Annotated in this window: 17 protein-coding genes; 7 read left to right on the forward strand and 10 right to left on the reverse strand. The window is 58.2% G+C overall.

Annotated features, from left to right (window positions below; translation table 11 throughout):
- Positions 1 to 5: 5 nt before the first annotated feature.
- Both QWY83_RS06955 and QWY83_RS06960 read left to right on the forward strand, forming a co-directional pair.
- On the forward strand, positions 6 to 2,174 hold the full coding sequence (locus QWY83_RS06955; protein WP_249945526.1) for a hypothetical protein: 2,169 nt from the start codon (positions 6 to 8) through the stop codon (positions 2,172 to 2,174).
- Positions 2,171 to 4,312, forward strand: coding sequence for a sulfatase-like hydrolase/transferase (locus QWY83_RS06960; RefSeq protein ID WP_249945525.1), 2,142 nt, complete (start codon positions 2,171 to 2,173; stop codon positions 4,310 to 4,312). Before QWY83_RS06955 ends, QWY83_RS06960 begins: the two co-directional genes overlap by 4 nt.
- Here the strand turns inward: QWY83_RS06960 and QWY83_RS06965 are convergent.
- Complete coding sequence (locus tag QWY83_RS06965; RefSeq protein ID WP_249945524.1) at positions 4,309 to 5,922, reverse strand: class I SAM-dependent methyltransferase; 1,614 nt, start codon at positions 5,920 to 5,922, stop codon at positions 4,309 to 4,311. The genes QWY83_RS06960 and QWY83_RS06965 overlap by 4 nt on opposite strands.
- A 96-nt stretch (positions 5,923 to 6,018) precedes the next feature.
- Complete coding sequence (locus QWY83_RS06970) at positions 6,019 to 8,310, reverse strand: glycosyltransferase family 2 protein (protein ID WP_353958943.1); 2,292 nt, start codon at positions 8,308 to 8,310, stop codon at positions 6,019 to 6,021.
- Between the two features lie 215 nt (positions 8,311 to 8,525).
- On the opposite strand from QWY83_RS06970, the gene QWY83_RS06975 reads away from it, so the two are divergent.
- Complete coding sequence (locus QWY83_RS06975) at positions 8,526 to 9,512, forward strand: phosphoadenosine phosphosulfate reductase (RefSeq protein WP_290245795.1); 987 nt, start codon at positions 8,526 to 8,528, stop codon at positions 9,510 to 9,512.
- Between the two features lie 2 nt (positions 9,513 to 9,514).
- Here the strand turns inward: QWY83_RS06975 and QWY83_RS06980 are convergent, their stop codons facing one another.
- The 4 genes from QWY83_RS06980 to QWY83_RS06995 are packed head-to-tail and all read right to left on the reverse strand — an operon-like array spanning position 9,515 to position 14,617.
- Positions 9,515 to 10,078 (reverse strand): sarcosine oxidase subunit gamma, encoded by a 564-nt coding sequence (locus QWY83_RS06980; protein WP_249945522.1) that lies wholly within the window; start codon positions 10,076 to 10,078, stop codon positions 9,515 to 9,517.
- Complete coding sequence (locus QWY83_RS06985) at positions 10,071 to 13,034, reverse strand: sarcosine oxidase subunit alpha family protein (RefSeq protein WP_249945521.1); 2,964 nt, start codon at positions 13,032 to 13,034, stop codon at positions 10,071 to 10,073. The genes QWY83_RS06980 and QWY83_RS06985 overlap by 8 nt, the downstream gene beginning before the upstream one ends.
- Entirely contained in the window at positions 13,031 to 13,360 is a 330-nt protein-coding gene (locus tag QWY83_RS06990; protein ID WP_067545822.1) for a sarcosine oxidase subunit delta, read from the reverse strand. The genes QWY83_RS06985 and QWY83_RS06990 overlap by 4 nt, the downstream gene beginning before the upstream one ends.
- A 12-nt stretch (positions 13,361 to 13,372) precedes the next feature.
- A complete protein-coding gene (locus tag QWY83_RS06995) occupies positions 13,373 to 14,617 on the reverse strand; it encodes a sarcosine oxidase subunit beta family protein (RefSeq protein WP_249945520.1) in 1,245 nt (414 codons plus the stop codon).
- A gap of 225 nt (positions 14,618 to 14,842) precedes the next feature.
- On the opposite strand from QWY83_RS06995, the gene ccmI reads away from it, so the two are divergent.
- From ccmI to QWY83_RS07010, 3 genes are read left to right on the forward strand one after another with little or no spacing between them, the layout of a single operon-like run.
- Positions 14,843 to 16,066: a c-type cytochrome biogenesis protein CcmI gene (gene ccmI / locus QWY83_RS07000; protein ID WP_249945519.1), complete on the forward strand. Its 1,224-nt coding sequence runs from the start codon at positions 14,843 to 14,845 to the stop codon at positions 16,064 to 16,066.
- The gene (gene ruvX / locus QWY83_RS07005) at positions 16,063 to 16,533 is read left to right on the forward strand and encodes a Holliday junction resolvase RuvX (RefSeq protein WP_249945518.1); all 471 of its coding nucleotides are present in this window, start codon (positions 16,063 to 16,065) and stop codon (positions 16,531 to 16,533) included. Before ccmI ends, ruvX begins: the two co-directional genes overlap by 4 nt.
- A 1-nt stretch (position 16,534) precedes the next feature.
- Positions 16,535 to 16,780, forward strand: a complete 246-nt coding sequence (locus QWY83_RS07010) for a DUF1289 domain-containing protein (protein WP_082959358.1) — start codon at positions 16,535 to 16,537, stop codon at positions 16,778 to 16,780.
- On the opposite strand, the gene QWY83_RS07015 is transcribed toward QWY83_RS07010, so the two are convergent.
- The 4 genes from QWY83_RS07015 to QWY83_RS07030 form a co-directional block, all read right to left on the reverse strand.
- Positions 16,777 to 17,523, reverse strand: coding sequence for a phytanoyl-CoA dioxygenase family protein (locus QWY83_RS07015; protein ID WP_249945517.1), 747 nt, complete (start codon positions 17,521 to 17,523; stop codon positions 16,777 to 16,779). The genes QWY83_RS07010 and QWY83_RS07015 overlap by 4 nt on opposite strands.
- Positions 17,520 to 18,344 carry a sulfite exporter TauE/SafE family protein gene (locus QWY83_RS07020; protein WP_435404511.1) on the reverse strand — a complete coding sequence of 275 codons (825 nt, stop codon included), beginning with the start codon at positions 18,342 to 18,344 and terminating at the stop codon, positions 17,520 to 17,522. Before QWY83_RS07020 ends, QWY83_RS07015 begins: the two co-directional genes overlap by 4 nt.
- A gap of 31 nt (positions 18,345 to 18,375) precedes the next feature.
- On the reverse strand, positions 18,376 to 19,365 hold the full coding sequence (gene dusA / locus QWY83_RS07025; RefSeq protein ID WP_249945515.1) for a tRNA dihydrouridine(20/20a) synthase DusA: 990 nt from the start codon (positions 19,363 to 19,365) through the stop codon (positions 18,376 to 18,378).
- A gap of 77 nt (positions 19,366 to 19,442) precedes the next feature.
- Positions 19,443 to 20,339, reverse strand: coding sequence for a LysR family transcriptional regulator (locus QWY83_RS07030; RefSeq protein ID WP_249945514.1), 897 nt, complete (start codon positions 20,337 to 20,339; stop codon positions 19,443 to 19,445).
- Between the two features lie 135 nt (positions 20,340 to 20,474).
- Between QWY83_RS07030 and ygiD the strand changes: the two genes are divergently transcribed.
- Positions 20,475 to 21,299, forward strand: a complete 825-nt coding sequence (gene ygiD / locus QWY83_RS07035) for a 4,5-DOPA-extradiol-dioxygenase (RefSeq protein ID WP_249945513.1) — start codon at positions 20,475 to 20,477, stop codon at positions 21,297 to 21,299.
- The last annotated feature ends 2 nt before the right edge of the window (positions 21,300 to 21,301 follow it).

The following is a 21,301-nucleotide window of genomic DNA, read 5'->3' on the forward strand; positions in this document are numbered from 1 at the left end:
ACCACGTGAGCGACGACGACCATAACCGCGTCCCCAATTGGTATCGCGAGATTTTCCCTGCGGGCCCCTCTGACGGTTTCTACCAAAAGATGGGCTACCACGCGGCGTCGTTTGTGGATCGCGGCTCTGATCGGTTGATCGTGTCCTTTGACAACCTCTCTGACGCAGGGAACCCCTACCTTGATGTGCAGCCTTGGGCGGCGAAGTTCGTTCAAGACCACGGTTGGTCCCACCTCGGTATCTATTCGCGCGGGCCGTCATGGTATCGCGATGCTCGGGTGAACGAATTCTTTGACGACCTAAGGGATCGCAAGTTCTTTGCGCGTTTCAAATCCGTGACCTTTACGGGCACCTCTATGGGGGGCTTTGCTGCCCTCGCCTATTCGAACCACGCGCCTGGTTCGATTGTGATGGCGCTCAGCCCTCAATCGACACTCGATCTGAAAAAGGTGCCATGGGAAAATCGGTTCACTAAGGCACAGGGCTTTGACTGGACCCTGCCCTATTCCGACGCGGCCAAGACGATCTCTAAGGCGCAGAAGATTTACGTCCTCTACGATCACTTCCTCGAAAACGACCGCAAACAGGTTGAACGGCTGAAGAGCGATAAGATCATCCCGCTCAAGGGCTTTGGTCTGGGACACAAGACAGCGGTTCTCTTGCGCCGCATGGAAATGCTGAAACCTGTGATGGAAAAGGCCCTTACGGGGACGCTGACCCAGCAGGATTTCTACAGCATGATCCGCAATCGCAAGGACCTGCTGCTCTATCGCAAGGTCATGGAAGCACACCTGATCGCACGCGGCAAAGACCACCGTGTACCTGCGCTCCAGCACTCGTTCCGTGCCCGTCGTCGCAAACTTGCCGCTGCGGCGACTGCTGCGGGCGATCCCAAAACCTCCTCCGACCCTGTCCCTGTCGTCACAGTAGAGGCAAAGACAAAGCCCAAAACCGTCGCCGCACGATCAACGCCCAGCAGTATCCGCCACCCCGGTGGGAACGCATGGATGATTGAAGAGCGTGAAGGCGTCATTCGCTATATGTCCGACCGTTACGCTGACCGTGTTATAGGGTTCGAGGAACGCGGCGGTATCACCCTCGCCCAGACGCCAGAGGTGGTTCTGGGGCATATCGCCTTTGGTGGCGCACCCAGTTCGGATCGTCCAACGCCGCAGGATTTCCGCTACCATGTGGTTGACGCCCAACTGAACGGCACTGGCCGCACGGCGGGCGCCCGTGCTATGGGGATCGCCACTAATCTGGTAAAGGACGCCCACAAACGCGGCCTGCGCACTGTTATTGCGACTGACGTCCTAAAGGCGGGCGTCACAATGACCGAGGCCATGCCTGACGGACCTCTCTTTGACAGGCTAGAGGACGGGCTCTCGACCGCCGTTGATGCGCTTGATGGCTGGGATAAGACGCTCTTTGTCGATCGTATCTCTCTGCGCCTGCTCACAGGGGCCCCAGACACAACACAGGCTGAGGCAGCGAGCCATTACGTGCATACGGCGCGGGCGCTCCAACGGGCGATCCCAACGGTTACGGGACAAAAGAGTTTCCCAAAGGTGGTGATCAGCCAGACCTTTGGTACGCGGACCGATGGGCGGTCGGCGGTTGCCTTAGCAGAAGGGATGCTCGACCTCGACAATCCTGCAACGGGCTTCATCGTTGCGACACCCACGTATCCCTTTGCCCTCATGGACGGGATGCCCGCGACACTGGACGGCAGCGCACAAATGCTGGTTGATGAACTAGAGGCGCGTGCGGTGGCCGAGGTGCAGCAAGGACGCGAATGGCGGTGTCCGTCGCTGCGCTATGCGCTGATCCGTGGATCGGAGATCACATCAGAATTCACCGCGATGTCGGACCTGATCCTACAGGACGGCGACCACGGGTTCCGCATCCATGATGGCGATGACATCATCATGCCCAAGGTCAAAGAAGTCACAGGAACCACCGTCACCTTGACCTGTGACAAGGCCCGCCCGACGAAAGACGCCTATCTGACCTACGCATGGGGCATGACCGCAACGGACGATAGCCCCTACCCTGCAAATACAGGTGCACTTCGGGACGGTTGGCAGGCGCAGAGCGTGTCTGATCCAAAGTCCGTCTTGCACCGCTACGCCCTCTCTGGGCGGGTGAAACTGGTAGAGGCCAAAGACGGATGACCGACCGCAAGAATATCCTGTTGATCGGCATGGACGATGCCTTTGCCTTTTGGCGTTTCAAATCCTGCTTTGGCGCACAGCTTCAGACGCCAAACCTCGACCGGATATGCGAGGTCTCGTCGGCCTTTACCGCGGCTTATTGCCAGATCCCCGTCTGCGGCCCCTCCCGTGCGAGCGCAATGTCGGGCCTGTCCCCCTATGAGACGGGGATTTTCGACAACTACACCAACATTTTTGAGGTGCTCCGCCCCGAACAGATGTGGCAGTTCCGCCTGAAACAAGACGGCTATTACTGTTCGACCGCTGGCAAAATCCACCACGGTTACAAGCCGCTCCCGCCTGACATCCACAACACGCTCTATTCCCACCCCAGCCGCCGCGTGCACTTTGGCCCAAAACCCGAGGCCGAGTTCATCAATTTCGGTGGACGCATGGGCGGCGGCGGCACAACGAACGCCAAAGAGGACCGTCAGTATTACGATTACAGATCGTCCCAAGACGCGATCCGTTTCCTGAATTCCTACGACAGTGACCAGCCGTTTTATCGTGAGGTCGGATTTCACCACCCTCACCCGCCGTTCCGTACCCCTGTGCGGTTCAAAGAGCTGTATAACATGGATGATTTCATCCGCCCCAACGAATGGGCGCAGGGGTTTGATCTGTCCGCCTTTACCAATGTGTTCATGTCCGAAAACATGGATACCCAAGAGGCGATCGAGGATTGGCAGAAGTCGATCCGCAATTATTTCTCGGCCTTTAGCCATGTCGATTATCAGATCGGACGGGTCTGGGACGCGCTCAAGGCCTCGCCCCATGCGGACAACACCGTCGTCGTGATCTTTTCCGACCACGGCTACCACATGGGCGATAAGAACAGGTTCCGTAAATTCACACTGTGGGAAGAAGCGACCCGTATCCCCTTTATCATCCATGACCCACAATCGCAGGGCCAGATGGTCGATGATCCTGTGGCGCTGGTGGATATGGGGCCGACGATCCTCGACTATGCGGGGGCACGGCCGATGGAACATTCGGTCGGACAGTCGCTCCGCAATGTGGTTGCAGGGACCCGCGACACGGACCGCGCGGTGCCGACCTTCTGGTATGGCAGCGCGTCGATCCGCAAAGGCGACCATCGGATCACCCTATACCAAGACGGCAGTTCCGAGTTTCACAACGTCCATAGTGATCCGTGGCTCACAACGAACGTCGCGGGCAAAGACCCAGCCTATGACGGGATGCATAAGGCGCTCATCGACACCTGCCGCGACTATGGCGTGCTGATCGTTGAGGATGGGAAATCCGCGACCGAAGCCGCGCATTATGTGTCGGTCCACAAGGGCGGCGTTCAGCCGGACCGCCTCCCCTCTGATGGGATTATCACCGTGGGCGATGCCCTGCCTGATCACGTCGAACCGGGTCACCGTAAACACTTTGCGACCTTGGCAGAGAACGGCACGCTGACACTGGCCCCAGGGTTAAAGGAACTGCTCTTTGCCTCCGATACCAACGGCGGCGTGACCCATTTCCGCGTGGCCTGTAATGACGAAGGCAATCGGATTTATATCTTTGGAGGGCATAACCGTTTTACCCTCGACGTGGTGGGCGGTGCGGGCCACGACCACATTGAAACCCAATCGGACAGCCTGATTGCGCGGCTCGGGTCGGGAAGTTCGATGGTCAAAGCGGGCGCCTCGGACGCGGAAATCTATGGCGGCACGGGCCTTGCCACGATCCACGCCATCGCGGGCAACAACCTTATCCACGGCGGCCAAGGCTGCGCGACAATTTACGGCGGCAAAGGCAACGACACGATCTATTCGGGTGCGGGATCGAACATCATCGACACAGGCGCAGGTGACAACCGCGTTATCATCGACGGTGGCACCAACCGTGTGATCCTTGGCGACGGGGCGAATACCATCGTTATCGAACGCACCGCCCTGCCCCAAACCATTGAAGGCGTCAGCGCGACGAGCATCCTCGACCTATCACATTGGGCCCCTATCGCGCCTGTGACCCTCGACCAGATCGGTGATGACGTTGCGATCACTTGTAAAACAGAACGCGTCCTGATCCTGAACATGGACCAGAACGCGCTCAAAGCAGTTCTCAAAGGGGTCAGCGTCGCGGCTTAACGCTTGTGGAAGACCGCGACCTGATCTTTGCGCTTTTTGTCAAAGAGTGCTTGGAACATGAAACAGCCCGAAATATCGATCCGCTGGGCGTTGAACCCTTCGGCGATGCTGGCGTCCTCGTGGGTAAAGACACCATCCCGTAGGTAGCCTTGGATGAAATCCGCGGTCTTTGTGATGCCGGGGCGTTCATAGGGTTCAGGCTGCCAACGCAGGTCTTCGATGATATAGAGCCCGCCCGATTTCAATTTCGGGAACAGCTCAATAAAGGCGTATTGCTGGTGGTGCGAGGCATGGCTGGCATCGTCGATGATGATATCGAACTCTGGCAGGTCCTTCGTTGCCTCAACGATATTCTCACGCTTATCCATGTCACAGCGGACAAAGTTAAAGCGCTCATTCTCGAACCAGCTAAAGTCCGAAATATCGAGGCCCGTGATCTTCGCCTTCGGGAAATACTCGAGCCACATCCGCACGGACGGAAGGTCGGTGGTCTTGCGGTCTTCGCTCTTCCCATGCTCGGGCCCACCGATCTGCAATCCCATCTCAAGGAAGTTGATCGCGCGGTCACGATGCGGCTGGAACAGCATTTGATAGAGTTCCGTGTAGCGGTGTTTGGTCGACCCTTTGTCCGACCCATAGGCATCGGCCATATCCGTGAGGTTCAACTGCCCACGGCCATATTTCGCAGAGGCTGGGATCGGCGCCGCCATAGCCGTCGGTGCTGGCGTTGCAACGGGTTTCGACACTTTCACTGGCTCCACGGCTTGTTTCTCTTCGGGTTTTGGTTTGCGGATGATCGGGGCCTTTTCAGGGTCGATCCCATGTTTTACCAGCAACTTACCCAAGAGGCTCTTGGGGTGCGGTGCGCCGCCTTCTTTCTCAACCAAACGCGCCCGCATACGACGCCCGTAGAGGTGCACCGAGAACGTGTTTTCCGTGATATAGCCCGTGGTATCAAAGTTACGGCGCAGCATAAGACGGCGGTCTTTGAACGTGAACGGATAAAGCCCCTCTTGTGGCAGGGCATATTGCACTTCGCCTGTTTCATGCAGGAAATGCGTGACCGCATGCGGCCCCCAAACGCCCCAAGGCTGTTCGCTGGCATGAACGGGGTTTCCATCGGCGCGTTTCTGTTCCAACTCGGCCACGTAGTCGGGGCCGTAATAGGTCGGGATCGCGAATTCGTCCGAGGTGAAATCCAACAGCGCGTTGAGCGTATCGCTGTCATGCGGGAGGCCCAGAACACCGCCGTTCACATGGGTTTTCGATTCCCATCCGTAGAAGTGGCCGTTCGGGGTTTCGAACTTCTTCATGCAATAGGCGTCAGTATCCGCCCAAATCATATTCCGCTGCGTTTTCAACATTTTATAGCGGAACAGATCGGAATGCAGCGCGGGGCTGCCTGTGCGTTCGTGGGTCAGGAAATTGTCGCGAGACATAATGTCGTTCGCATCTGCCAACTCGATCCCCTCGGGGACGTTTTGCAGCGGGCCGTAGTGGTAAAGCACCACGCGATGCCCAGCATCGACAAAGGACTTCAAACAAAGTTGTTCCAGAAAACTCAGGGCGCCTTCCATCCAAAGTGCGCCAATCGTGTAGTTCGTGCTCATTGTTTACCCTCTGTCCCCGATCCTTATTCAACCGGACGATTATGCAGGTTTAGGAAATTAAACATTCTACGTGTAAAAACCATTAAATTTAACAGACTAGTGCTGCGTTTCTCCCGCCTCGACGGTGAAAAAGAACTCTTCCTCGGGATCACGGAACGCCACCTCGTCGGGCACACAGGTCGGCCCCGTGAGGAAAACGTTCGCGCCAAAATGCCCATGGAGCCGTGCCAGACGACGCATACGTTCGCTTTTCAGCTCTTCAAAGAAGTTCGAATAGTTCTCTGTAGCGCGTAGCTCGTCGATCTTTTCGCGGTGCTTGCGGACAGAATACTCATGCGCAGCCTTAATATCGGGATCAGCCAACATGCGCGCCATTTCTGCCTCAACGCGCGGTATCATCCGTTGGATCGACGTCTCTTCGACCGCGTTGTTGTTCATGCGGAACCAATAGGCGAGGCCCTGATCGCGGTCCACATGGTTCACCCGCCCACGGTCCCGTTTTACAAGGAAACTTTCAGCCGAGCGCACAGCGTAGTGGTTCAACTGCACGAGGTCATAGCCATAGGTCGCCATCGTCGACCGCCACGCGTTGCGATACATGTTCTCGGGTAGGTTTTTGCCCGACCCGTTCACCCAATTCACATGATCGACCAGCTGGGAATTCAGCCCCTTGGGTCTGTGCACGCCGAGCTTCTTAAAGATGCCCGTATTCTGGAACAGGGTCTTGAACCCCCAGGCTTGGTGCGGTTTCGGCGAAAACTCTGGTGCGCATCGGGTGAAATTCCGAATGATCAGATCGTCAGTGAAATCCGCGACATCGGCATTCCCGAACAGCCGCCACGTCATTGAAATCAGGTTGGCATCAGGCACCGCCGCAAAGAGCGCGTCGAGCGTGCCGTCGCCCACCTTAATGTCAACGAACTCGTCCACGTCGATACAAACGGCCCAAGTCGCCTCTGTGATGATCGGCTCGTTGCCCGCAGCGGCAAGCGCCGCGTGCTGCGGCTTTAGCCCGCTTTCCCGAAATGGGTTATCGCGGTGCTGCACATAGCCTTTTTCCTGCAATAGATCGAAAAACGTCTCTGTCCCGTCCGAACAGTCGTTTGTATAAACCAGAAAGCTGTCGAACCCGATCACGCGGTGATAGGCGAGCCATTCTAGAATAAACGGACCTTCATTTTTCATCGTGGTGACGATGGCACGGCGGCCCTTTTGCGGTTCTTGCGATTTATGCGATTTTTCGGGGACACGGACGGGTTTGTGGTCGAACTCTGTCTCGGCCAGAGCCAACAGTCGGTCGTCCTCAACCAGAGAGCTTTTGGGGATGATCAGGGACACCGCATCGGCGCGGTGACGCAGGTTCATGAAACGGTAAAACGTTGCCGCGTCAGCGTCTTGCATCGCGACGTTGCCGATGCGGTTCATCCGCCAAACGGCATTCGCTGCGGCCTTTGATGGCGCAATGCACCAACGACGGCGCGGGGCTTCGGCGTCGAACTGAACGCAGATATGATCGGCAAAGCGGATCGGTTCGTCATTGCGCACGCGCCACGGATAGGCCTGCGTGCCGAGCATCGGGATTGCCCCCGTTTCAGACGCAACCGCACGGTCGAAAATCGTGCCCTCGCCGGTGTCGGTGATCAGATCGAACACATCAATGTTCGCCACCGCCCGCGCAGAGCCGAGGAACCGTTCGCGAATGATTTCATAGGCATGCATCGCGCCCAAAGGCGATTTCCAAGTGTCAGCGGCTGGGATCTCCATCCGATCCTTGCCGGGTGCACCAGGCGCGCAGAACGGGTGGCTCTCATCGGGGAGGTCGAGCTTGCCCAAGGGCGTGGGCGAACGAAGGATCACGACCTCAACATCGGCCTCCATCGCGGCCAGCCCTGCCAGAAATGCCTCATCGAACTCTAGGCTATCGCCCAGACGATCCCGATCAAGGATCACCGCCGTTTCAACGCCCTGATGTTCGGCGTTGAACTCTAGCCAGCGCAGCACCGTCGCCGCTGTTTCCCCGTTTCGGATCGCGGCGAGCGCATTCGTCCCCGCAAAGATCGTCAGTTCTGGATCAGCAGGCGTGATATCAGCCACCGCGCCGCCAAATCCGACGCGCAATGGGACACCCTCTGGCAGACGCAGTTTGACGATCGGGCAGCCGCCAATGGTGACCTGAGACAGCACTTCGGTGCCGCGCGGCAACCCGATACGATCCATCGGCGCATCCGCGCGGAAATACAACGTGACGAGGTTTTCCGAGTTTTCCGACGGCACGCGCACCGCATCGATCAAGGCGATGCCATTTGCAATCATGCCGTGTAGATTACGGTAATGAACCTTGCCTGCCATCTGTCCCGTCTGCCCCGCGCGTCGTTTAATCACAGGCACCTGTGGTCGATGCCTTTTCGTTTTCTATTACGGCAACTCTAGTCAAAGCTGTATCCCCTTTCCAGCGTTTGCCCCAACAGACCCCGATTTTGACGAGCGATGTGACCAAAAATAGCTGAATTGTGGCACAAAATGCCCAGATTTCTTCTGGTTATGGCCTTAAACCGAGCCTAGTGTCCGCCCAAAGGCCCCGTCACCAGCGGGGGATAGTATGTTTGAGACGTTTGAATAAAGGTGGGTCTGTCGTGCACCGCAATAACCAGAAACTGCGTGATCCTCTGACTGGATTGGACTTTGCCGCATGGCGCGCGAAGGTCGAAAAGATCAGCAATGACATTGGCCAGTTTCAGGCAATCGGCGACAAACATTTCAGCACCTTTGTTGAGGCGGGATCGACGCTCTTTGTTACCTTTGAAAGCGCGGAAACCGCGATGGAAGGTTTAACCGATGGGCGTCCTCTGGGCTGGGACTATGTGATTGAAAACGGTTGGTCGCACCTCGGCCTGTTTTCCGTCGGTGATACGTGGTTCCGCCATGACGATGTCTATGCGTTCTTTGACGAACTCCTCGATGATTACTTCTTTGACGACTTCGATCAGGTGATCTTTTTTGGCGCTGGCCCCGGTGGGTATGCCGCCTGCGCCTATTCGGTCTGCGCCCCTGGTGCAAAGGTCCTCGCCCTCAATCCCCAAGCAACGCTGTCGCCCGATGTGACCCGCTGGGACGACCGTTTCCCGCAGGCGAAGAAGCTCGATTTCATCGAACGCTACGGCTACGCGCCTTATATGGTTGAGGCGGCAGAGGATGTGACGATCCTCTATGATAGCTCTTCAGAACTAGACGCTCTACATGCTGCGATGTTTGAGGGCCCAAATGTCACCCATCACCGCGTGCGGATGTTCGGCATCGACCTGCGCCGCGCCTTTATCGAGATGGGAATTCTCAAGAAACTCTTGGCCCAAGTCGCCGCTGGCACCCCCACCGACGAAGGGTTCGGGACGCTCATGCGGGCACGCCGTAACCATGGTGGGTACCTGCGTGGGCTTTTGGCAGAGCTGGTCGCATTGGACCGCCCTTACCTGACTGCACTGCTGTGTCGGAATGTGTTGTCGCGCATGCCTGCGCCGCGGTTCCGTCAGCGGCTCGATGCACTGGAAAAGGCAGAGCGGGAGGGGCTGGTTAAGCTCCCCCCCGACGTCTGATTTTAGTAAACGCCAACTGGGCCAGCTGTGGCCGAAGTTGCGATCAGGCCGAACACGTATTCAGCAACAGAGCGGAAGCACACGACGCGGAAGCTACCGTCGTCGAGTTTCCAATAGGCCGCTGCCACCTGCCCTACGCGGGAGCGGCGCACCATACCTGCAACAAACTGCGATGCTTCGAAATCGACGGGCGCGTTTTTGCCCAGAACTTCGGTCGCGAACTCGCCCGACACGCTAAAAATCGCGCGCGCATCAGACACATTCGCCACGAGGTAATGCGATCCCGCCAGCGCATCGTTCATCGCCGTAACAAAGGCATTCACCTCTGTATAGGGCAGAACAACGAGCAGTTCGTCGGGCGACATCCAGAGGACGGTTTTCACGCCATCGGTCTGGAACTGACGCACGTCGGGGATTTGCAGACCTGTCAGCTGCGTTACCGCAGCCGCAAAGCCTTCGTCCTCAAAATCGCCGCGCAGGGTGACCATGCCGGTCAGGCCCAGCTCTTGGACCGTTACAGGGCCGGTCGCAGTTTTGCCGTTCAAGGCGCTGACAGCATTAGACATTCTGCTTCTCCCCGTCTTTGTCGTAGAACACCGGATCGACAATCTTTGCCTTAACCATGGTGCCATCTTCGCGGTTGAACTCGATCACTTCACCCATGCGATCTGGACCGTGTTTAACCAGACCCATCGCGATGCCACGCTTGAGCGTTGGCGAATAATAGGTCGAGGTGACACGCCCCTGAACGTTGCGCTGGCCGTTGGGGTTATACCCGGGTGCAGGCACGTATGAGCCGTCAGGAATGACCGACCCGTCGAGTGTTTCCAGACCAACCAGTTTCCAGCGATCAGGCGACGCCATGAACGACCGCTCTTGCGCGCGTTTACCCAGATAGTCCTCTTTCTTCTTGGAAATCGCCCACTGAAGGTTGAGGTCTTGCGGGATAATCGTGCCGTCGGTTTCGTCGCCGATCATGATAAAGCCCTTCTCAGCACGAAGGATGTGCATCGCTTCGGTACCATAAGGCATCACGCCGAGGTCCTTGCCCGCCTCTTGCAGCGCCGCCCAGAGGGCCGCACCTTGGGATGCAGGAACCGAGACTTCGTAGGACAATTCGCCCGAGAACGAGATACGGAAGATCCGTGCATCGAACTCGCCCAGCTTGCCCTCGACGTAGGTCATGAACGGGAAGCCCTCTTTGGAAAGGTCCATGTTGCCGCCCAGTTTTTCCAAGAGCTGGCGTGCCTTGGGACCAGCAACCGCGATCTGCGCGAATTGTTCGGTCACGTTTGCGGTGTAGACTTTCCAGTCCCACCATTCGCACTGAAGCCAGTCTTCCATCCAACCGTGGATACGGTCCGCACCGCCCGTGGTGGTGTGGCAGAGCCATGTATCCTCAGCCAGACGTACAACAACGCCGTCGTCCGAAAGGAAGCCGTTTTCGTTACACATCAGACCGTAGCGGCATTTGCCAACGCCCAGAGTGCTCATCATGTTGGTGTAGAGCATATCGAGGAATTTGCCCGCATCCGGCCCCTTCACGATGATCTTACCGAGGGTCGACGCATCCAGCGTGCCCACGTTTTCACGAACGTTCAGGATCTCGCGGTTGACCGCATCATGCACCGTTTCACCGTTGCGGACATAAGCATAGGTCCGGCGCCAGTGGCCCACAGGTTCCCAATCCGCACCATTGGCGTCATGCCAATCGAACATCGGGGTTTTGTGGATCGGCTGGAACAACTCGTCGCGTGCCGCACCCGTGATTGCGCCCATCGAAATCGGCGTGTACGGCGGACGGAAGGTCGTGGTGCCCACGTTCGGGATCGACGCATCGAGCGATTTGGACAGGATAGCCAGACCGTTGATGTTCGACAGTTTACCCTGATCGGTCGCCATACCAAGCGTGGTGTAACGCTTTGTATGTTCAACGGATTCATAACCTTCGCGTGCAGCGAGCTGAACGTCAGAGACCTTAACGTCGTTCTGATAGTCGAGCCATGCTTTCATGCGCAGTTTTGGACCAGCGCCCTGCGGCATCAGCCAAACAGGTTCGAGCGGAGCCGCTGCAACCTCGTTCGTGGTAACCTCAAGGCCCGCATCTTTGAGAACATCAGCAGTGCTGAGATAGCCAGAGGCCGACCCAACGGTGCTGACGAATGCCTTACCGTCGGCACCTGTCGGGGCGCGGGACGGATCGGGGCGGAACATCGCGAGGTCTTCGTCCCAGTTCAGTTTGCCACCACAGTGCGACCAGAGGTGCACAACAGGCGACCAGCCACCCGACATCGCGACGCAATCACATGCGATCTCTTCGATGACCGAACCTTCGCCCGCTTGCAGACAGACCTTCACGCCAGTGACGCGGGTTTTGCCTTTGACCTTGGCGATCGCTTTGCCTTTGAGCACGCGAATACCGAGCTTTTCAACTTCAGCCGCGATTGGGCCAGCGCCAGAAGCGCGAGCGTCAATGATCGCAGGAACAGCGAGGCCCGCGTTTTTTAGAATGATTGCAGTGCGGTATGCGTCGTCGTTGTTGGTGACAACAACGGTGCGATCACCGACCGACACGCCCCAGTTCACTACGTAGTCACGCACCGCAGCGGCCAAGAGGACGCCTGGAATATCGTTGCCAGCAAAGGACAGCGGACGTTCAATCGCGCCAGTAGCTGTGATGATGTGACCAGCACGGATGCGCCACAGGCGGTGACGCGGACCTGATTTGTCGGACAGATGGTCCGTCAGACGCTCGTAACCCAGAACATAGCCGTGGTCGTAAACGCCCGACGCCATATTGCGGTTACGCACTGTGACATTCGGCATCGCGTTCAGCGCTGCGAGCGTGTCCTGCACCCAAGCCTCTGCCGACTTGCCGTCGATTTCGACGCCATCGACAACAGCACGACCACCAAAGTCAGCGGTTTGTTCAAGAAGCAGAACCTTCTTGCCGGCTTGACCTTCTTTCAGTGCAGCCGCCAGACCAGCGATACCGCCACCGACAACCAGCACGTCACAGAAGTAGTAGAAATGTTCGTAGGTATCCGCGTCTTTTTCCTGCGGCACCTGACCCAGACCAGCCGATTGGCGGATGAAGGGTTCATAGACGTGCTTCCAGAACGGACGCGGGTGGATGAACATTTTGTAGTAGAAGCCAGCAGGCAGCCAACGGGCGAACAACTGGTTCACAGCACCGATGTCGAACTCAAGGCTCGGCCAGTGGTTTTGCGAACGGATCGTCAGACCGTCAAACAGTTCCTGTGTGGTGGCGCGTTGGTTCGGTTCAAACCGACCGCCCTCGCCCATGTTAAAGAGCGCGTTCGGCTCTTCTGCGCCAGAAGCCACAACACCACGCGGTCTGTGGTATTTGAACGAACGGCCAACCATCATCTGGTCGTTTGCGAACAAAGCAGACGCGAGCGTGTCGCCCTCGTAGCCTTTGAAACGCTTACCGTTGAATTTGAATTCGACAGGTTTCGAACGGTCGATCAGACGACCGGAATTTGCCAGACGGGTGCTCATGCGGTTTCCTTCCACGACCAGTCGGGATACTTTGCACGGATGTTTTCAGTCACATCCGCAGGCGGTTCGGTGGTCTGGGCCGGATAGGTCCCGAACACCTCGAGCGTGGCGGTATCCCGCGCTGCAAGGAACCACTTCCCGCAGCCATAGGCATGACGCCAGCGTTCCAGATGTACGCCTTTTTTGTTTTCACGCATAAAGAGGTAGCCTTCAAAAGCCTCATCGCTGTCACCAACGGTCGCGCGCTTCAGGTGCGCTTCGCCGCCAGCGGCCAGTTCAGTCTCTTCGGCATTCACGCCGCAATAGGGACACTGCAATAAAAGCATCGTCTTCCCTCCTTAGTGCGCCACGCCAGCGGCGACAGATTCATCGATGAATTTGCCTTCGCGGAAGCGGAACATATCAAATTCTTGCGTCAGCGGGCTGTGACCTTTGGCCATCAGTTCCGCCATCGCCCAACCAGAGCCCGGGATCGCCTTAAAGCCGCCGGTGCCCCAACCGCAGTTGACGAAAATGCCATCCACAGGGGTTTTCGACAGGATCGGCGAACGGTCACCAGTCATATCCACGATACCACCCCACTGGCGCAGCATCTTCAGACGGCTGACCATCGGGAAGGTTTCGACGAGCGCGCGAACGGTTTCCTCGATGTGGTGGAAGCTGCCGCGCTGTGTGTAGTTGTTGAAGCTGTCGGTGCCACCACCGATCACCATCTCACCCTTGTCCGACTGGGACATGTAGCCGTGAACGGTGTTCGCCATAACGACAACGTCCATGCAAGGCTTGATCGGCTCGGAGACGAGAGCCTGCAGAGCAACCGATTCAATCGGCAGACGGAAGCCAGCCATTTCGGCCAGAACCGAGGTGTGACCCGCAACGACCATGCCCAACTTATCGCAGTCAATGTCGCCTTTGGTGGTCAAGACGCCAACAACCTTGCCGCCTTCGGTGCGGACACCTTTGACTTCGCACTGCTGGATGACGTCCATGCCCATGTCGGAACAGGCACGCGCATAGCCCCACGCCACCGCATCGTGACGGGCTGTGCCGCCGCGTTTCTGGTAGAGGCCACCCATGACAGGATAGCGCGGGCCATGAATGTTGATGATCGGGACCAGCTTTTTCAGCTGCTCAGGGGTCACCCACTCCGTCGCAACGCCCTGCAGTTGGTTCGCCATAACGGTCCGCTGATAGCCGCGCACCTCGTGGTGGGTCTGCGCGAGCATGATCAGACCACGGGGCGAAAACATGACGTTGTAGTTCAGATCTTGGGACAGGTTCTCATAGAGCTTGAGAGCCTTGTCGTAGATCGCCGCAGAGGGGTCCTGCAGGTAGTTCGAACGGATGATCGTGGTGTTACGACCTGTGTTACCACCGCCGAGCCAGCCTTTTTCGATAATTGCGACATTGGTGATGCCGTAATTCTTACCGAGGTAATAGGCGGTCGCGAGGCCGTGGCCACCCGCACCAACGATGATCACATCGTATTTCTTCTTCGGCTGGGGCGAACGCCAAGCACGCTCCCATCCTGTGTGATAGCGTAGACCCTCGCGGGCGACGGCAAATACTGAATAGCGTCTCATAGGCTGCGAATCCCCCTATTCTGGTCGCGGGCATCCTTTGGTCCTAACTGGACAAAAACTGCGAAGCAAAGACGATTGGACACGCCTGATTTTTGCAGTTTTGCGACATGCGACAAAGAAGCGTTACGAATGAGACCTGATCACAAACGGGTCATCGGGCCGCAGGGGCTTTTCTCAGGGGGTTGGGAAGGTTAGGTAGGGCGAAACGTTTAAACGGGAGGCCCCATGACGTTCTGGATCATTGCGACCGCATTGGCAGTTATTGCCGCAGGTCTTCTTGTGCTGCCGCTTTTGCGCTCCGGAACCGACACGGATGTCGATCCTCGCAACGACATCGCGATCTACAAGGATCAATTGGCCGAAGTGGATCGCGACCTCGCCCGTGGTGTTCTCGATCAGGCAGAGGCCGAACGGACCCGCACCGAAATTGCCCGCCGTTTGCTGGCCGCTGATAAGGCTGAAACCGACACATCGACTGACGCGCCCAAAACCTTGGGTCGGGTTGTGATGATTGCTGCGGCAGCGGCGACCGTGGTTGGGGCGCTTGCGCTCTATTACCGTGTGGGTGCGCCTGGTTATCCCGACATGCCCCGCGCCGTTCGTCTGGCAGAGGCCAAAGACGCCTACGACAACCGCCCCACACAGGCCGAGGCCGAAGCCGCCCAGCCGATCCAAGAGCCAGTCACCCTGCCCGATGATCTACAGGCGACTGTGGACCGTGTGCGCCAAACCGCAGAAGCCAACCCTGATAACCTGATCGCGCAGCGTGATCTGGTGCGGCTTGAGACGGCTCTGGGCAATGTCGACCGCGCCGCCCATGCGCAAGTGAAGGTCGTGGCGATCCTTGGCGATGATGCGGAACAGGCCAATCTGGAGGTTCTTCTGGAACTCCTCGTCGCGGCGGCTGGTGGCGATGTCACCCCCGAAGCGGAACGCGTTCTCAAAGCCATCCTCGACAAAGATCCTGAAAGCATTTCAGGGCTTTACTGGGCGGGCGTGATGTTCAACACCTATGGCCGTCCCGACCGTGCCTTCCCCTATTGGCGCAAGCTTCTAGAGGTCGCGCCAGAAGGTGCCGAATGGTTCGATCAAGTGGCCCAAGCCACCATCGAACTGTCGTGGTTCGCTGGCGTCGACGACTACACCCCGCCAATGCAAAACGGTGGTCTGCGTGGCCCGAATGCCGCCGCCATGGCCGCAGCAGGCGACATGAGCGAAGAAGACCGCTCTGCCATGATCGAAGGCATGGTTGGCAACCTCATGGATCGCCTCGCGACCGAGGGTGGCACACCGCAGGAATGGGCACAGTTGATCCGCGCGCTTGGCGTGCTGGGCGATACGGACCGCGCTACTGCGATCTGGGGTGAGGCTCAGCAAACCTTTGCCAGCGATGCAAACGCGATGTCGATCATCCGTGAGGCCGCTGTAGGTGCAGGTGTCGCGGAATGATCTGCAACGACGCCGAAACCTTTGCCGCCGCCCTGCCCCCGTACCGCGCAATTTGCGGGCTGGATTTGGGCACCGTAACCATTGGCGTTGCCGTCTCTGACGGCCTGCGTCAGGTCGCGACCCCGCTCGAGACGATCAAACGCAAAAAATTCACGCTCGACGTGGAACGCCTGCTTGAAATCGTGAAGAAGCGCGACATCGCCGGAATCGTTCTGGGCCTGCCCCTGAACATGGACGGATCAGAGGGGCCGCGCGTGCAATCGACCCGCGCCTTTGCTCGCAACCTCGAAAAACTGACCGGCCTTCCGATTGCGTTCTGGGACGAACGGCTGTCTACCGTTGCCGCAGAACGGGCGCTGTTAGAGGCGGATACGTCCCGAAAACGTCGCGATGAGGTCATCGATCACGTTGCTGCGGGGTATATCTTGCAAGGCATGCTAGACCGCCTGCGCCACCTCGGAGCCTGAAGTGACCGAACAATTGAACACGGATGCCATTTGGCAACGGGCCGAAATCGAAAGCCCCTGCGTCAAACTCTGCTCGATCCATCCCGAGACAAAAACCTGCATAGGCTGTCACCGCACCCTGCAAGAAATCGGTATGTGGAGCCGCATGACCCCAGAGGATCGCCGCGCCATCATGGCTGATTTGCCGAACCGTTCTGGCGCGCTGAAAACCCGCCGTGGCGGACGGGCGGCGCGGCTCAAGGCTTAATCCCTGAGCCAATCCCGCATGTTGTCAAACTGCGGTCTGAAAAACGCGAGCCTGCGCCCTGCGGCAGGCACCTTATCCTTGCCCTCTGGCGCAGTGCCATGGATCACCATCCGATCCAAAAGAACCGACTGCCCCGCTTTCATCGGTAGTTCGACACGTTCGCAGCACTCAAACACCTCGTTGCGGGCGTCCGTGTAAATCTCGGTCACGTCGATATCCGACCACATGGACGGCGGCATCCCCGCAAAGGCCACGGTAAAGGCCTCGCGCATAATCTCTTCGCTACCGGGCCAAACGACCAAGGGTGCTGCGGTGCAATCGTTCAAAGCCACGGCGAGGATGTAGGCATGTGGTTCGCGCAGGAACCGACGTTTCTGCGGCCCTTCGCCCATCAACCCATCGAGATGCGCTGCATCCTTGACCTTGCGATAGCGGTGCGCCTTATCCGTCTCATCCGCGTCCTTTTGCGGGTAGCCCGAATAGATCACCGACAGTTGCCCCTGATGCAGCGGCATCTCGGGCACCATTCCATCCCACGGACCGCGCAGCGGAACGCCATCAATCGCCCCCGTGTCATCGTTGGGCAAAACATCCACGCCCACAAACCACGTCTGACCATGCCGCAGCCACTTCGCCTGCATCGCAGGATCAGCGAGAACCGCATCTGCCGCCACATTCGCGGCCTTAGCCCACGCCGTGGCCTTTGGCGTGGCGTCGAACTGGATGAAACCGCCTTCGATCATGACAAAATGGCCTTACGCAGCATGTTCAGCGCGATGAGGATCAGGAACATGCCAAAGAACTTCTTTAGTTTTCCTGCGTCCGTCTTATGCGCAATTGCAGCACCAATCGGCGCGGTAAACGTCGTCATCGCAATCACCACGAGGAAGGCCGCAATATTGACCGCGCCGATGCTAAACGGCGGGGCGACACCTTCTGGCAAAGAGGTCATCAGGAACCCAGCCACCGATGGCACCGCGATGATGAACCCAAAGCCCGCCGCCGTTGCTACAGCGCGGTGAACGGGCACGCCAAACATGGTCAACAAAGGCACGCCGAACGACCCGCCACCGATGCCCATCAGGACCGAGAGGAACCCGACAAAAGGCGAAAACACGCGGCCTTTCAAACCTTTGGGCAGTTCATTAGCGACGCGAAAGTCTTTGTTCCCGAAGGTCATGTAGAGGCCGATGAACACCAGCAATCCACCAAAGATATACTGCAACACGGTCGTGTTCAAGGCCGAGACGGTCATCTTGCCCGCGATTGCGCCCAGCACGATCCCGGGTGCCCAGATTTTCAGGATACCCCATTCCACCGCACCCTTTTTGTGGTGCGACATGACCGAACGGGCCGAGGTGACGATAATCGTGGCGAGCGAGGTCGCCAGACAGATTTGCATCAGCTGCGGGGTTTCATACCCCAGCGACGAAAACGCGTAGTAAAAACCGGGGACAAGGACGACACCGCCGCCGACTCCCAACAAACCTGCCAAAACACCTGCAAGCGCACCAATCACCAGCAAAATAGCTGCCATTTCAATCAACAGAACGCTATCCATCAGGGCCTCCCAAATGATGTTGCCCTGATCAGTATCAGCCGCCCGTCACGTAGGAAAGCGCCTCTAGCACCGTCTTTGGCCCAGCGCCGTCGAGATGCGCGTTTTCCGACAGATACCGCCGCCAGCCCCGCGCCCCTGCCTTGCCTGCAAAAAGGCCGAGCATATGGCGCGTGATCTGGTTCAAACGTCCACCCGCAGCGATGTGATTTTCGATGTAGGGCAGCATGTCATGGACGACCTGCACAGGGTCAGGCCCCGCCTCTTTGCCGTAAATCCGCGCGTCTGCCATTTGCAGAATATCGGTCGGTTGGTGATACGCCGCCCGCCCAATCATCACGCCATCCAGCCCAAGGTCCAGTTGCGCCACGGCCTCGTCCAAGGTCGCGATGCCACCGTTGATCGAAATATGCAGATGCGGATAGGCAGTTTTGATCTCGTGGACCAAAGCATAATCGAGCGGCGGAATATCGCGGTTTTCCTTGGGCGATAGCCCCTGCAGCCAAGCCATCCGCGCATGGATGGTAAAGCGGGTCACGCCCGCCGCGCTGACCTTTTCGATGAACTCTGGCAGGATATCGCGAGGCACCTGTTCGTCGACACCGATGCGGCATTTGACAGTGACCTCAACCGGCGACGTTGCGATCATTGCAGCCACGCACTCCGCCACCAGATCGGGCGATTTCATCAGCACCGCGCCAAAGGCTCCCGATTGCACACGGTCCGACGGACAGCCGCAGTTCAGGTTCACTTCGTCATAACCATAATCCCCGCAAATCGCGGTCGCCTCGGCCAGTTGCACAGGATCAGATCCACCGAGCTGCACCGCAACAGGATGTTCGGCCTCATGGTAGCCTAATAGCTTTTCCCGATCGCCATTGATCACCGCAGGCGCGGTCACCATCTCGGTATAGAGCAAGGTCTCACGGCTCAGCAGACGGTGCAGATAGCGACACTCTCGCGTCGTCCACTCCATCATCGGGGCCACGGACAGGCGGGCCGCTGATTTTGCTGTGTTCTCCACCATGGGGTTCGCCATCGCTTACTAGATCGGGTCAGTATCGCGGTCGCATAGCGGATGCCGCAGGGAATTTCCACCAATCGCTAGAGGATTTCTGCCCCGCCGATATCATTCACCGCAAAATCTATCAGCGCACGGATTTTGCGCGGCAGTTGTCGTCCCTCTAGGTAAACCGCGCTCAGTGGCCACGTTTCGCAATCATACCCCTGCATCACAGGCACCAACCGCCCAGCGGCCAGCGCATCCCGCACGGCAAAGCGCGGCGCATAGGCGATCCCGAGGTTCGATGCCGCAAGCTCGGTCGCGGCGCGGGCGGAATTGACGTGAAACCGCCCTTGGACCGTGGCGATGACATCGCGGCCATCCTCAAAGAACCGCCAGCGTTTGGGTTGGTGACGGTTGGTGTCGACGATACAGGCGTGGGCTTGCAGGTCGGCGGGATGACGTGGCTCGCCATGCTCTGCGATATAGGCGGGACTGGCGACAAGGACTGACCGAAAGTCCCCCAGCTTGCGGGTTTTCAGCGATAGCATCTGCGATTGCCCCAGCCTGAACGCCAGATCGATCCCGTCGCTCGCCAGATCGGCAAAGTCGTCGGTCAGCCGCAGATCAAACGTCAGCCCCGGATTGGCCTGCGCGAACCGCCCGAGCATTGCGCCCACATAGACCTCGCCAAAGGTGACAGGGGCAGAAATGCGGATCACACCCGTCAGCCCCTTGGACCCATCAGCCACCTGCCCCAAAAGATCATCGAGGTCATCCAAAACCGCAGGCGCACGGGCCAAGAGGTCCTCGCCCGCGGGCGTCAGCCCCACCCTGCGCGTGGTGCGTTGGAACAGACGAACACCCAGCCGCGCCTCAAGTTCGGCCACGTATTTCGACGTGAGACGGTTCGACACGCCCAGCGCCTCTGCCGCCGCCGTGAATGATCCCGTCTGCGCGGTCGCCACAAAGGCACGGAGTTCGTCGGTAATATCCATCGTCGGCTCATTTGGAATAAAACGGTAACAGTCAATCAACAAAGTCGCCATTTCATTGATTATAATCAAGCCCTATCTCAATCCCAGACAGAGGCGGTGCCCGACGCAGGCGCCGCAGATGAAGAGGATGCGCGAATGACAACGATTACATCTCTCCAAGCCCTCCGCGATCGGCTTGCCCCCTCTGACCGTATGCCCGTGGTATTCCTCGGTCATGGCAGCCCGATGAACGCGATTGAGGATACCGAATACAGCCGCTCGTGGACCGAACTGGGCCGTAACCTACCCCGCCCTCGGGCGATCCTCGTGGTGTCGGCGCACTGGATGACCAAAGGCACAACACTCGTGGATGTCTCAGCCCTGCCCAAGACGATCTATGATTTCTACGGCTTTCCTGATGCGCTCTATGCCGAAAAATATCCGGCGCAGGGTGATCCCGCCCTCGCCCGCGAGGTCGTATCGCTTTTGGCCAGCCACCATGCCGAAGAGGATGACACTTGGGGCCTCGACCACGGCGCATGGACCGTGCTGAAATTCCTCTACCCAGAGGCCGACGTACCCGTGTTCCAAGTCTCAATCGATATGAGCAAAGGGTTGGACTACCAGCTCGAGATCGGCAAAACCCTGTCCGACTTGCGAGATCGTGGTGTGTTGATCCTCGGCTCTGGGAACGTGGTGCATAACCTGCGTGCCCTGCGGTTCGACGGCCATGTGCATGACTTTGCAACGGAATTCGACAACCTGTTCGAGACAAAGCTGACCGACCGTGACTTTGGCGGGTTGGCCGATGCCAATAAACTCGGGCCGCTTCTACGGATGGCCCACCCTTCGGTCGATCACTACCTGCCTGCCCTGACCATCGCGGGCGCCTCTGATGCGGGCGATGATCTGACCTTTATGACGGGTGCCATTGACCTTGGCGCCGTGTCGATGCGTTCGTTTGTGTTCCACCCTCGTTAACG

Source organism: Marivivens donghaensis (assembly GCF_030410045.1).
Lineage (GTDB): Bacteria > Pseudomonadota > Alphaproteobacteria > Rhodobacterales > Rhodobacteraceae > Marivivens > Marivivens donghaensis.